The sequence below is a fragment of the uncultured Ruthenibacterium sp. genome (assembly GCF_963558415.1).
Taxonomy (GTDB): domain Bacteria; phylum Bacillota; class Clostridia; order Oscillospirales; family Ruminococcaceae; genus Ruthenibacterium.
In genome coordinates this window covers 1-13816 of the sequence record NZ_CAUWGY010000059.1, presented here as the reverse complement: position 1 = coordinate 13816, position 13816 = coordinate 1, and the positions used below count along the sequence as shown (strand labels likewise).

At 59.5% G+C, this 13816-nt stretch carries 10 protein-coding genes and 1 tRNA gene; 6 read left to right on the top strand and 5 right to left on the bottom strand.

What is annotated here, in order from left to right; all coding sequences use genetic code 11:
- The 3 genes from AB5H98_RS09760 to AB5H98_RS09750 form a co-directional block, all read left to right on the top strand.
- Positions 1 to 1327: MATE family efflux transporter (locus AB5H98_RS09760; protein ID WP_367925723.1), on the top strand; the 1327-nt coding region annotated here is incomplete at its 5' end.
- Between the two features lie 70 nt (positions 1328 to 1397).
- Positions 1398 to 1474: transfer RNA gene (locus AB5H98_RS09755), tRNA-Ile, on the top strand.
- A gap of 70 nt (positions 1475 to 1544) precedes the next feature.
- A complete protein-coding gene (locus AB5H98_RS09750; RefSeq protein ID WP_367925722.1) occupies positions 1545 to 2825 on the top strand; it encodes a serine dehydratase subunit alpha family protein in 1281 nt (426 codons plus the stop codon).
- Between the two features lie 35 nt (positions 2826 to 2860).
- Here AB5H98_RS09750 and AB5H98_RS09745 read toward each other — a convergent pair whose 3' ends face one another.
- On the bottom strand, positions 2861 to 5239 hold the full coding sequence (locus AB5H98_RS09745; RefSeq protein ID WP_367925721.1) for a glycoside hydrolase family 3 C-terminal domain-containing protein: 2379 nt from the start codon (positions 5237 to 5239) through the stop codon (positions 2861 to 2863).
- A gap of 132 nt (positions 5240 to 5371) precedes the next feature.
- On the opposite strand from AB5H98_RS09745, the gene AB5H98_RS09740 reads away from it, so the two are divergent.
- The 3 genes from AB5H98_RS09740 to AB5H98_RS09730 are packed head-to-tail and all read left to right on the top strand — an operon-like array spanning position 5372 to position 9386.
- Positions 5372 to 7297 (top strand): sensor histidine kinase, encoded by a 1926-nt coding sequence (locus AB5H98_RS09740; RefSeq protein ID WP_367925720.1) that lies wholly within the window; start codon positions 5372 to 5374, stop codon positions 7295 to 7297.
- Entirely contained in the window at positions 7294 to 8862 is a 1569-nt protein-coding gene (locus AB5H98_RS09735) for a helix-turn-helix domain-containing protein (RefSeq protein WP_367925719.1), read from the top strand. Before AB5H98_RS09740 ends, AB5H98_RS09735 begins: the two co-directional genes overlap by 4 nt.
- 14 nt (positions 8863 to 8876) lie before the next feature.
- Positions 8877 to 9386, top strand: a complete 510-nt coding sequence (locus tag AB5H98_RS09730) for a hypothetical protein (protein WP_367925718.1) — start codon at positions 8877 to 8879, stop codon at positions 9384 to 9386.
- Between the two features lie 93 nt (positions 9387 to 9479).
- Here AB5H98_RS09730 and AB5H98_RS09725 read toward each other — a convergent pair whose 3' ends face one another.
- The 4 genes from AB5H98_RS09725 to AB5H98_RS09710 form a co-directional block, all read right to left on the bottom strand.
- A complete protein-coding gene (locus AB5H98_RS09725) occupies positions 9480 to 10847 on the bottom strand; it encodes an MATE family efflux transporter (protein ID WP_367925717.1) in 1368 nt (455 codons plus the stop codon).
- A gap of 84 nt (positions 10848 to 10931) precedes the next feature.
- Positions 10932 to 11741, bottom strand: a complete 810-nt coding sequence (locus AB5H98_RS09720) for a hypothetical protein (protein WP_367925716.1) — start codon at positions 11739 to 11741, stop codon at positions 10932 to 10934.
- Between the two features lie 17 nt (positions 11742 to 11758).
- Positions 11759 to 12505: a hypothetical protein gene (locus tag AB5H98_RS09715; protein ID WP_367925715.1), complete on the bottom strand. Its 747-nt coding sequence runs from the start codon at positions 12503 to 12505 to the stop codon at positions 11759 to 11761.
- 76 nt (positions 12506 to 12581) lie between these two features.
- The coding region (locus AB5H98_RS09710; protein WP_367925714.1) for an ABC transporter substrate-binding protein at positions 12582 to 13816 on the bottom strand (1235 nt) is incomplete at its 5' end.

Below are 13816 nucleotides of genomic sequence, written 5' to 3'. Positions count from 1 at the left end.
GCCCGTGGGCAAGCTTTTGGCCAAACTGGCCCTGCCCAGCGTGGCGGCCCAGATCATCAACATGCTGTACAACATTGTGGACCGCATTTACATCGGCAACATCCCTGAGATCGGCGCCATGGCTCTGACCGGAGTGGGCGTGACCTTTCCGATTTTGCTTTTGGTATCTGCGTTTGCGGCCTTTGCAGGCATGGGCGCTGCGCCTTTGGCCTCCATCCAACTGGGCGCCGGCGACCGGGCCGGAGCCGAGCGCATTCTGGGCAACTCGCTGACCATGCTCTTGGTCATCGCGGCGGTGCTGACAGGCGTATTCGGCGCTTTTAAAGAGCCCATTCTGTACGCTTTCGGCGCGTCGGACAACATCATCGGATACGCGCTGGACTACATCTCCATCTACCTTTTGGGCACGGTGTTCGTGCAACTGGCGCTGGGGCTCAACGCCTTTATCAGCGCCCAGGGCAACGCCACCACCGCCATGCTCAGCGTTTTGATCGGCGCTGTTTTGAACATCGTACTGGACCCGATTTTCATCTTTGTACTGGGCATGGGCGTGCGCGGCGCGGCGCTGGCCACCGTGCTGAGCCAGGCAGTCAGCGCCTTGTGGGTGCTGAGCTTTTTGTGCTCAAAGCGCAGTGTGATCCGCGTCAAAATTTCCAACATGCGTCCAAACGGCCGCATCATCGGACGCATTGCCTCGCTGGGCATTGCGCCCTTCATCATGCAGAGCACCGAGAGCCTTGTGAACATTGTTTTGAACACCGGGTTGCAGACGTTCGGCGGCGATTTGTACGTGGGCAGCATGACCATTATGCAGAGCATCATGCAGATGCTGGTCATGCCCGTGAACGGCATCACGCAGGGCGCTCAGCCCATTATGAGCTACAACTACGGCGCCAAAAACTACGACCGGGTGCGCCAAACGTTCCGCCTGCTTTTGAAAATCTGCCTGATTTTCACCGTGGCGTGCTGCCTGTTCCTTGTTCTGCTGCCGGGCGTGCCCGCCCGCATGTTCACAAGCGAGCCGGCGCTGATCGAGCTTGTCAAAAAGACCATGCCCGTGTTCTTTGCGGGGATTTGGGCCTTCGGCGCGCAGATGGCCTGCCAGGTGACCTTTATGTCTCTGGGCCAGGCAAAGACCACCTTGTTCCTGGCTCTTTTGCGCAAAATCATTTTGCTGATCCCTCTGGCCATCATCCTGCCGCGGATCATGGGCACCGTGATGGGCATTTACATTGCCGAACCCATTGCAGACATCTTGGCCAGTTTTACCACGCTGACTTTGTTCCTGATTCGGCGCAAAACGTTGCTGCCAAACAACGGCAAGTAATGTTTTTTGCCTTTTCGCGTTTTTTCTTCTTCCCTTTCCGCCGGTTTTATCGTATAATAGGGTTTGCCGTGGGATCTTAGCGCAGTTGGTTAGAGCTTCCGGCTCATAACCGGATGGTCCAGGGTTCGAGTCCCTGAGATCCCACCACCCTTACAGCGGGCGGTTCCTTTCTTCACAGGGGCCGTCCGTTTTTCTTATTTTTGAGGAGGGCACAGCTATGAAACTGACCTGCGAGGATGCGCGCCGGTATGAGGCCATCCTGCACGAAGAACTTTTGGTGGCGCTGGGCTGCACCGAACCCATTGCCATCGCTTTTGCCGCCGCCCGGGCCCGGCAGATTTTGGGCGCCGAACCCGAGGCCATCGAGGTGGCATGCAGCGGCAATCTGATCAAGAACGCCCGGGCCGTGGTGGTGCCCATGACGCAAGATTTGCGTGGCATGGAGGCTGCCGCCATCCTGGGCGCGGTGGGCGGCGACGCCGACCGGGAACTGGAAGTGCTGGCGGGCGTGACCGAGCAGCACGTGGAACGCACCAAGGAGCTTTTGGCCAAAAACATTTGCAAAGTGCGCCTTTTGGACACGCCGGCCAAGCTCCACATCCGCCTTGTGTGCAGCGCAGGCGAGGACACGGCGCTGGTGGAGATTTTGCACGAGCACAACCACATCGTGCACGCCGAGCGCAACGGGCAAACCATCTACGACGTGCCGCACCGGGCCGAGGACGTGGCCGAGGGCGGCACCGACCGGCACTGTCTGGGACTGGAAAAAATTGTGGAGTACGCCCGCACCTGCGAACTTGCGCCCCTTTTGCCGATTCTTGACCGGCAAATCGAATACAACGGCGCCATTGCCCGGGAGGGACTGACCCACCGCTGGGGCGAGGCCGTGGGCCCCACCTTGCTGGAAGTGTACGGCGACGGCGTGAACGTGCGCGCCCGGGCCGCGGCCGCCGCCGGCTCCGACGCCCGGATGAACGGCTGCGAAATGCCTGTGGTCATCAACTCCGGCAGCGGCAATCAGGGCATCACCGTATCGGTGCCGGTGATGGAGTACGCCCGGGCGCTGGGCAGCAGCCACGAAGAGCTGTGCCGGGCGCTGGTGGTGTCCAACCTGGTGGCCGTGATGCAAAAGTACAAAGTGGGCCGGCTGTCGGCGTTCTGCGGTGCGGTCAGCGCGGCCACCGCCGCTGTGTGCGGCATCGCCTTTTTGCAGGGGGCCGAGGCGGACATGCTGGGCATGATCATCACCAACACCCAGGCCAACGTGGGCGGCATTGTGTGCGACGGAGCCAAGTCCTCCTGTGCGGCGAAAATCGCCAGCTCGGTGGAGGCCGGCCTGATGGGCTACGAAATGGCCAAGCGCGGCCATGTGTTCCGCCCCGGCGAGGGTCTTGTGAAGGACTGCTACGAGGAGACCATCGACAGCTTCTGCCGCATGGCGAAAGACGGCATGGAAGCCACAGACCGGGAAATTTTGGACATCATGATGGAGAATTGAAAAAAGCGCCTTCCCCGAGGGAAGGCGCTTTTCTTTTACTCTTCGGTGGGCTGGGCGTTCAACTCGTCCAGAAGGGCATCCAGGCCCTGGGGGAAGTGGCTGCCCATCATGGCGCACTGGCGCAGGGGCATATCCTCCATCATGGCGTTCAAAAGCACGGCCAAATCGCCTGTGTCGCCGGTCATTTTGGAAAGGTTTTGGCGCACTTCGGCATAGACCTTGCGGCCCAGAGCGCAGCAACAAATCTGGCTCAGCGTGGAATTGCGGGTGAAGGGCCGCACGGGCGGCCAGGCGGGCACCGGATGGCCCAAAACCGCCTCGAACTGGGCCCGGTCCACGTGCGCAAGGCCCTTGAGGGCGCCGTAATAATCCGGGGCCGCGGCGCGCTTATCCTGGTCGGGCCGGGCCGGCTCGCCGGGCACGGTCACAGGGCAGGTGAGCCGGATGTCCCGGCTGGACGAACCCAGCCGAATCTCGTAAGTGCCCTGTTCCACAAACCAGTCGGCCTTTGCAGCGTCGTAGAACGCAAACGCCCGGCGCGGCAGATGGAACTGCACCTGCCAGCGCTCGCCCGGGGCAAGGCATTTTTTCGCGTAGTCCCGCAGCTCCTGCGCCGGCCGGAAGGCCGCGGTCTCTTGCGCGCTCACGTACAATTGCACCACCTCGGCACCGGCGAAACTGCCCACGTTTTCCACGGTACACTGCACTTTCACGGTGCCGTCGGGCAAGGGTTCGGCGCGCATATCCGAATAGGAAAACTCTGTGTAGGATTCGCCGTGGCCAAAGGGATACGCCACGTCCAACCCCGCTTTGTCATAATACCGATAGCCCACGTAAATGCTCTCCCGGTACTCCACGTTGCCGCCGTGGCCGAAGTTTTCCCCGCAGGGGCAATCGGCCAGCGACAAAGGCCAGGTCTCGGCCAATTTGCCGCAGGGGGTTGCGTCTGCGAACAAAAGGTCCGCGGCGGCCTCGCCGCCGTTCTGGCCTGTGAGGTACAACAGAAGGATGCTGTCCACGCGCTCGCGCCAGGGCAGCTCCAGTGCGCCGCCGCAGCTCAGCACCACGACCACGGGTTTTCCGGTGGCGGCCAGAGCATCCACCAGCGCGTTCTGGCCCGCGGGCATGGCCAGGCTGGTGCGGTCAAAGCCCTCGCTCTCGTACCGGTCGGGCAGGCCCACGCAGGCCACAACCACGTCCGCCTTTTGGGCGGCGTTCACGGCCTCTTCGATGAGGGCCGGGTCGGCGGCGTCCTGTTCGGGGTCGTAGCCCGCGCAGAAGGTATAATCGGTGCCGCGCCCATCCAGCGCCTGGCACAGACTGGTGACCTTGTGGGGCCGTATCTTGCTGGAGCCCGCGCCCTGGTACCGGGGCGTGCGTGCAAACTCGCCCACCACCGCAAGGCGCGCGGTCTTTGCCAAGGGCAGCGACGCGCCCTTTTTCAAGAGCACCGCGCTCTCCCGGGCGGCCCGGCGGGCCAGCTCGTTGTGAGCGTTTGCGTCATACTGCATGGGCTGGCGCCGGGCACTGGCCAGCAGCAGCGCGGCCATGCGCCGGGCGCAGATGTCTAAATCTTCCTCGCGAAGGCGGCCGTCGGCCACGGCCTGCAAAATTAGTTTCTGATTTTCTTCACAGGGGCCGGGCATCTCCAAATCCAGGCCCGCCTGAATGGCGCGCACCCGGTCGTTCATGGCGCCCCAATCCGTGAGGATGACCCCCTGATAATCCCACTCGCCACGGGGCACGTCGGTCATCAGCCGGCGGTTGTCTGAGGCGTACTCCCCGTTGATTTGATTGTACGAGCACATGATGGTCCAGGGCTGGGCCTTTTTGACCGCCAGTTCGAACCCGGCCAGATAAATCTCGCGCAGAGCGCGCTCGTCGATGACCGAATTGGAGGTAAGGCGGGCTTTTTCCTGGTTGTTGGCCAGATAATGCTTGAGGCTGGTGCCCACGCCCTGGCTCTGCACGCCTTGAATCATGCCTGCGGCGGTGCGCCCGGAGACCAGCGGGTCCTCGGAAAAATATTCAAAGTTGCGCCCGCACAACGGACTGCGCTTGATGTTGGCCGCCGGGCCCAAAAGCACGGCCACCTGTTCCTGGCGGCACTCCTCGCCCATGGCGCGGCCCAGCTCTTCGGCCAGGGACGCATCAAAACTGCACGCCGTGGCACACGCCGGCGGAAAACAAGTGGAGGGAACCGATTCGTTCAGGCCCATGTGGTCTGCGGCGCCCGCCTGTTTGCGAAGGCCATGGGGACCGTCTGTGACCATAATGGGCGCAAGGCCCAGCCGCTCCACTCCGCGGGTGGTCCAGAAGTCCTTTCCCGAGCACAGCCCGGCCTTCTCTTCCAGCGTCATCTGCGCGACCAGCTCCCGGGCTTCGGCGCGCACCTGCACAAAGGGGTCCTGCATGAAAAATCCTCTCCTTTTCGCGATTTTCTTTTCAAAATAACCCTATCACGTTTGCGCTGGTGTGTCAACGCGCTCACCGTTGCCAGATTGGAACAAACATACTATAATAAAAGACAAAAAGGAGGGAGCGCCATGAAAAAGGTACGCCGCGAACGTCCCTACCGGGGCATCGGCCGGAAGCTGATTTCCGTGCTGGTGGTGTCGGTGGTATTGTCGCTGACGCTGTTCTGCGTGTACTTTTTCTTTTCCATGCGCAGTAGCTCCATCGAAAAGTTTGTGCAGCAGACCGACAGCGCCGTGGCGGTGTCGGTGCAGAACATCGACTACTACATCGACAACTGCATCTCCTCCGCCCGCAGCATCTACGCCGACCACGAGGTGGTGTCCCTTTTGTCCCAGAGCGACGGGCAGAGCCTCTCTGTGGACGAGACCGACCAAATCTACCGCTATCTTCAGACCGTGCACTACGCGGCCAGCGGCTCGGAACAGGTGTTTTTGGCCTCGATGGTGCGCAACACCTCCTTTCTGTATCTTGCAAAGTACATGCAGACTTCGGCCGCTGAGCTGACGCTCAGCCACGAGGACCTGCCGTCCTTTTCGTCCTGGGACAGCATTTACATCCAGCCCACCCACACCATGGGCAACTACGGACACGTCATCCGCTTTGACGCGCCCATCAAGCCCCCCGAGGAGGAACTGGTGTTCACCATCTGGTTCCCGGTGTACAACCTGCCCCAGGGCGACCGGGTCATTGCGCTGGTGGCCATCGACTTCCCCATCGACTTTCTGAACCAGAACTGTCAGATGGTGTACGAAGAAGACGAGCACATGTACATCGTGGACGACGAGGGAAACATTCTGGCTGCTTCGGACCCGACGGTATTGTTTGGGAATCTGTCCAACGTGTGTCCCGGCGCCATTGAAATGGGCGACGAAGAACACCGGGTCACCGACGGGCAGCTCATTTTACAGCGGCGCATGGAGTCGGATTATCTTAACTGGAAAATCGTCAAGACCGTGCCTTTGAGCAAAATTTACAGCACCAACTTCATTCAGCTCTTTGTGCTTTTGGCTTTGTTTTTGTGCGGACTGGGCGTGGTGGTGGTCATCAACACCATGCAGGTGCTGCGCTACACGCGGCCGCTGCGCAAACTGACCGACTACATGCACGCCAGCGTCAAGGACCAGCGCTGGCGCGAAGTTCAGCCTTTGTCCCAGTGCGTGGACTACCCTGAAAACGACGAGCTGGGCATGCTGATGGACTCGTTTGAGTCCATGCTGTCCACCATCCAGGACTACATTTTGCAAAAGTACGAACTGGAACTTGCCTACACCCGCAGCACTTTGAAAATGCTGCAGGCCCAAATCAACCCGCACTTTATTTACAACACGCTGCAATGCTTTGCCACCAACGCCCTCAAGCGGCAGGATTTGGACCAGTACCGGCTTTTGTCCTCTTTTGGGCAGATGCTGCACTACGCCATGATTTTGGAGCCGGCGGTGGTGAGCCTGCGCGAAGAGGCCCAATACGTGGAGCGGTACATTGCCTTGCAGCAGATGCGCTTTAAAAACAAAGGAGAAGTACAGTTTTCCATTGAGCCGGAGGCCGAGGAGTGCGGCGTGCCCCGGATGACGCTGCAGCCTTTGGTGGAAAACTCCATTTTGCACGGCAACGTATTGAAAAAGCCCGGCAGCATTTTGCACATCACGGCCCGCATTTCCAACGGAATGCTGCATTTGAGCGTGGCGGACAACGGCCGCTCGGTGGACCTTGCCCGGGTGCGGCAGATGCGCGCCCGCAGCCAGCGGCTGCGCCAGGTGTTTGCGCAGGACGCTGCACGGCCGGAAGGGCCCGGCGTTTCGCTGCCGGAATTGTTCAGCCGGGATGAGAACGGCACGGCGTCCATCGGGATGGAAAACGTGCTGCTGCGTTTGTTTTTAAACTTTGGGACCGGGTGCAGCCTGGACCTTTGTGCCAATTCCATGGGCGGGACCACCGTGGAGCTGGAACTGCCCTTTCAGACACCCAACCCACCTGCCAAGGAGGCGAATCCATGAAAGCGCTGATTGTAGACGATGAAGAGCACGTGATCGAGGCGGTGCGCCTGCTTGCGCCCTGGCAAGAGCTGGGCATTGACCAAGTGCTGGTGGCGGACAATCTGACTTTGGCCCGCCAGTTGATTTTGGAGCACAAACCCGAAGTGGCCATTCTGGACGTGATGATCGGAGAGGAACGGGGCATGGATCTGGCGGCGTTTTTGGCCCGTCAATCCCCCAAGACCAAAATCATTTCCATCTCCGGGCACAGCGATTTTGACTCTGTGCGCGGCATGTTCGTGTACGGATGCATCGACTATCTGCTCAAGCCTTTGGAGCCGGAAAAGCTGACGGCTGCGCTGCGCAAGGCGGTGACCGCGGTGCGGGACGGCGAGCAGCGCACCTTGCAGGCCCATCAGAGCGGCGAAAAGCTGCGGGAACTGGCCCGCCGCCAGCGCCAGACGCTGTTGGACGAACTGGTGCGGGGCGGCAACGCACAGCCTGCGTGCGCGGAGCTGCGCCGGGCGGACCCGGCCATTGCCCAGGCCACCCAGTGCATGGTGCTGGTGTGCGATTTGTTTTTCTGGCCCAGCCGGGACGGCCATTTGGCGCTGCGCATCCAGGAGGCGGTCGCGCGGATGACCGACTGGCTGGAACAGCGCAACTGCGGCGCGATTTTGCACCGCAACCAACTGGTGATGCTTTTGTACGGCCAGTTTGCCGACGCCCAGCGCATGGCGGTGCGGGAACTGGAGAGCATTGCGCCGGGCCGGGGCATGTTCTGGGGTTGCAGCGAATACCTCTCCTTTCCGGCCCGTGTGAGCGACGCCTTTGAACAGGCGCGCCAAGCGTTTGCCAACGGAGCACCCGGCTCCGAAGGGCTGGCCCGCTTTGAATCCGGCCGCGTCGCCGGGCATCTGCACATGGACATCCAGACCGAAAACCAGGTGCTGTCGGCCCTGCTCATCGGGGACACGTCCGCCATTGACCCGGCTGTGGAGCGGTGGCTGGACCTTGCTTTGGAAGGACAGAACCTGACGCCCGGTCTCGTCAAGGAACTGTGGATGTACTTTGACCGGCTGTACCGCCACTGGATCGGCTATTTTTACGACCGCTATCCGTCGTTTTCCCACACCGATCTGCCCGGCGGACCCGACCTTGCGCCCGGACCCGACGTGCGTGGCCGGCTGGGCGCGTACTTCTGCCGCGCGCTGGTTCAGGTGTGCCGGGAGATTCGCGCCGCCCGCCAGAACAGCGACCGCATGTACGAAGTGGCCGACTATCTGGAACTGAACTACCAGCGCCCCTTTGACCAGCGGGCGTATTCCCAACTGTTCCACATCAACAAGGACTATCTGAGCCGCAAGTTCAAAGAGACGTTCGGTGTGGGCATGGTCACCTATTTGACGGACGTGCGCATCAAGCACGCCAAGGAGCTGCTGGTCAGCTCAGATCTGCAAATCCAGCAAATTGCCACGGAAGTGGGCTTCCAGGACGAGGGATATTTTACAAAACAATTCAAAAAGGCGGTATCTATGACGCCTCTTGCGTATCGCACTTGGCGCCAGGGGCAACAGGAGTCTTGAGAAGGAGGCTTGTGATGAAACGCATCCTTGCTGTACTGTGTACGGGGTTATTGGCACTGAGTCTGTCGGCTTGCGGCTTTTTTCTTGTCCGCACGCCCGAATTTGCGCGTTACACGCTTCAATTCGAAGTGCCCGAGGGCTTTGAGCTCGATTCGTCCTCAACCAATGACACACAAAACTATACGTCTGAGGACGGCTGTTCCTTTCAGGTGAAGCTGCTGGAAAAAACCGGCGCCGTGGAGTACTATTGCACCAAGTCTCAGGAAGAGTGGAGGGAAGTGCTGGAAGGTACCGCTTTCGGCGACAATGTGTCGTGGATTTCCACGGACTCCGGCTCCTTCGGCGAGTGCCCGTATATACGGATCAACTACGGCGTGGAAAATCTGTATGGACTCGACTTTGAGTGCTTCATGATTTTTGTGGACGCGGAACGCACTTACGTCTTCCAGTCTCTATACGATACCGAACGCTGGGGGCAGGCGATGGAAGATTTCATTTCGAGCATCACACCGGTGAAAAAATAACGCTATTTCGCATAGAAAAAAGGGAGGCAAACGCCTCCCTTTTTTTGATTTCTCTTTGCAATCCACCGCGCCCTGCCGGGCGGCACACAGCGCTCAGGCAGGCTGCTTTTCCTTAGCGGAAAGTTTGCGGATATGGTACTGATAGGCGGCGAACACCACCACCAGAGACACGGCCCAAGCTGCCACGTCGGGCAGATAATAGCCCAAATCCCCCAGCACCGGCGGTGCAAACCGGATGGTCAGAATGCGGACCACCATCTGCAAGCAGCCGGCGATCATGGAGTAGATGGTATACCCCAAGGTCTGCACAGCGCCCCGGTGCAGATACATGGGCGTCATGATCAAAACGCCCAGAGACAAAACGCGAATGGAATCCCAAGCGGTTTTCAGCGCCTGCTGAGCAGTGGCCGGGTCCTGAGACCACATCAACACGCTCAAAAGCCGGTCGCCCCACAGCCACACGCACAAAATCATCACCGCGGACAAAATCTCCGCCACGCCGGTGATGCGCACAAGGCCCGTGCGCGCCCGGCGAATTTGCCGTGCGCCCAGGTTTTGGCCGATGAAAATGCACGTGCCGGACTGGATGCCCATAATGACCGCCTCGATGAGATTGAACAGCTTGACCCCGGCGGAAATGCCGCCCGAAAACGCCGCGCCGCGGGTATTGATTTGTTTTTGGACCACCATGCCGCCGGCGGCGATGATGACCGAGTTCCAGAACATGGGCAGCCACAAACGCACCAATTCCCGCAGAATTTCACGGTCCGGACGCCAGAAACGGCGCTCCATGGTGAAGGCGTCCCGCCGCAATAGCGTGACAAGCGCGATGAGCGCGCTCACCAATTGGGCCAGGGCCGTGGCCAGCGCCGCGCCCAGCACGCCCCAGCGGAACACCGCCACAAACAAAAGGTCCAGGCTGATGTTGGTGACCGTGGAGCACAGCATGGCGTAAAACGTACACCGGCTGTCGCCGGCGGCTTGCAGCAGCGCGGCCGCCGCGTCGTAGATGACGATGAGCGGCACGCTGACGGCCAGCACCGTCAAATAGATTTTGGCGTCGGCGTAAATGTTGTCCGGGACGTTGAAAAACTGCAAGATGGGATTCAAAAACAATAAAATGGGCGCCAGGATGCACAGCGCCAGCACGCCCCCCAGCACCGTGCCGTGGGCGGTGATGCGGCGCAGGCCGTCTGCGTCACGGGCGCCTACCCGCTGGGACGCGGCGATGCACAAAGCATTGGCACCGTCCCGGCACACGGCGAACACCAGCCATTGCAGCCAACTGGTACAGCCGATGGCGGCCAGCGCGTCCACGCCCACGCACCTGCCCACGATGGCCGCGTCCGTGAGAGAATAGACCTGCTGAAACAGGTTGCCGGCGGCCAGCGGTGCGGAAAAGCGCAGAATGCGGCCGCAAATACCGCCGCTGGTCATATCGATGTTGCCCCTTTGGGACATACACTGTGCCTCCTCTCCAAAATCACAAAGACAAGGGGCCGCTCCGCCCACAGGCGGTTGCGGCCCCTTGAAAAATACTCCAGCTTACGCTTTTTCCGGATGCAGACGATAATAGGCCTCTTTCACAGTCTCGTTGTGAGTGCTGGAATAATCGTACTCGGTGAGGTCTTCGTCCACATAATATTCTACCCACACATAGAACACTTCTTTGCCTTCTTTGGCAAGCAGTTTGTGGTCTTTGCCTGCATAGACAAAGGAGAAGTCGCCCGGTTTCTGGGGAGCGCACTCGCCTTCCACGTCCAGATCAAAGTCGGAATCGCCCAGGCAGTAGTTCCACTGATGAACTTCGGGATGGCCCTTCTCGTCGGTGCCGGCGCCGATGGCGTGTACCACGCCCACGGTCACATGGCCAAGCTGCATGCCCTGCAGTACGGTCCAGGACCGAGTGCCGGGTTTCTTGCAGGACTGGTCATACTGCACGCAGTCGGTGTATTTGCGGAAGAAGGGCAGGTGTTTGTGCCAACGAGAATACAGATCCTCGTCCCAATCGTTCATTTTGAACACGCCCATGATGAACTCTGCGTCTTCCACGGCGCCTACGGTGTAGCTCTGTTTGTCGTAGTCCGGGATGAAGAACGAGGGCTCGTCCACGTGGAACACTTCGTCTCCGCAGGACACATAGGCACGTTTGCCGTTGAACATCAAAAGAACAATGCTGTCTGCCTTCAGCTCGGGACGCACGGTGCTGCCGGCTTTCAGGTTGTAGCGATAAAAATGAATGCCCCAGCGCTGGATGTCAGCGAAGTCCCGGTCAAGGGGCATCTCCATAATGGACACGCCCTTTGCGTCGTAGTTCTTAGCCACATCGGCGCTGCACACATAGGGATAACTCATGGTCTTGCTCCTCCTTCTTATTTGCCCCGTTTGGTGGTGTTGAATTCCACCCATACGTAGTGCACTTTTTTGCCGCTGCCCGCGTACAGAGTGTGGTCCGGTCCGGCAGGAATGAAGTCCCAGTCGCCCGCTTTGCGGTCGTAAGTACGAGCTTCTTTGCCGCTGCCTACGGTCATCTGATAGTCTGCGTCATGCAGCGCATAGTTCCACTGATGAACTTCCGGATGGCCTTTCTCCACGGTGCCGCCGCAGTTTCCGCCTTCGCAGATGCCCATGGTCAGGCGGCTCAGACGGTCAAACTCGCCGAACAATACGGTGCGGGAAATGGTGCCCGGGGTCTTGCAGTTTTGGTCATAACGGTCGCACTGCGCCTCTGTGCGGAAGAAGGGCAGGTGCAGACGGGTGTCCTCTGCGCGCTCCCAGTCGTGAGAGTCCATGTTGGCTGTGACCATGATGAACTCCATGTCATTCACAGCCTGAATGGTGTAGGGCATACGGTCATAGTCCGGCGCATAGAAGCACACGGTGTCCAGTTTGCGAACGGCCTCGCCGTCTTTCAGAATGCCCGCGCCTTTGGTTCCGTCAAACAGGTACAGAACTGCACGGTCTGCATACAGTTCCGGTGTCAGCACGCTGCCCGCTTTCATGAAATATTTGAACGCGCGCACTTCGTCGTGCGTACCAGGCAGCAATTCGATGACGTCGACGCCCGCTTCGTTGTAATCGCGAACGTGGCTTGCGTCGTAATACAGATAAACGTTCATGGATACATCCTCCCAAAGCATAGTGAAAGGCGGCAGCGCGGACGCACTGCCGCCTTTTTTAACGTAAATCAGTCAATCAGTTGTACTTGCCGTCGGCATAGTCCTTAAAGATCTGCTGATACTGTTCGGTGAACTCGTCGCGGGTGATCTGCTGGCCCACGAACTCGGCCCAGATTTTCTCAAGGTCAGTCTGCAGAACAGAAGGCATGTAGGTGTACAGAGACTCAGCATTCTTGCCCTCGGCCATCAGGTTCATAACGTCCTGAGCGATTGCGGGCAGGTTCTCGGAAACTTCCAGAGAGGTGATGGCTGTCGGGGAGCCCATCTTCTCCTGGTGCCAGATGCGAGCGTCCTCAGAGGACACAATGTAGGACAAAAAGTCCTTCGCAGCCTTGATGCGGGCAGGATCGCCGCTGTCGGTGACGCTGGCGGTGATGGCCTGAGTCTGCAGCTTGTTGGTGCCGGCCTCGTTGGAGCAGGGCAGAACGTCCTGTTTCACATAGTCCAGCAGAGCGGGGTTGGTGCTCTCGATGTTCGGGGTCTCCCAGGAGCCCTCGCCCACGAGCATTGCGCACTCTTCCAGGAAGAACGCGTTGCGGCAGGTCCACTTATCGGTAGCGATAGCGCCTTCCTGCGCATACTCGATCAGGATCTCATAAGTGTCCATGAAGTCGTTCCACTCTTTGTCGTTCGCAAGATCCATGTCTTCGCCAGCCAGCATTTTCTCAAGGAACTCCATCTGGTTGTCCTTGTTGCCCAGCCAAGTGGTGCCTACCCAGTTGAACAGGTTCAGGTAGGTCTCAGACCACTGATGCATGAAGGGCTTGATGCCCGCAGCAGTCAGATCTGCGCACAGTTGAGCCAGCTCGTCACGGGTTTGCGGGGTGTGATCCCAGCCAGCCTCTTCCAGAAGGCGCATGTTGTACAGAATGCCAGTGCCTTCTACGTAGATCGGCATGATGATCATGCCCTGATCAGCGGTGCCCAGAGCTTTCTGGTCGTCGGTCAGAAGATCATAAGCGGGGCAATCGGTGCTCAGGTCAACGCAATACTGGAACCAATCCTGGTTGCGCAGACCATAGGAGACGGAGATGATGATGTCAGGCAACTCGCCTGCGCTCAAAGCGGATTTCAAAAGGTCCTGATACTTGTCGGAGCTGGGGAACGTTGCGTCAATGGCTGCGATCTCCGGGTGGTCCGCCATATAAGACTCGATCAGAGTGTCAAAGTTGTCGGTCCACTGGCCCAGAGGCATGGACACCGTCAAGGTGATGGAGCCGTCCGCCGGGGTCTCGTCAGACGTACCGGAAG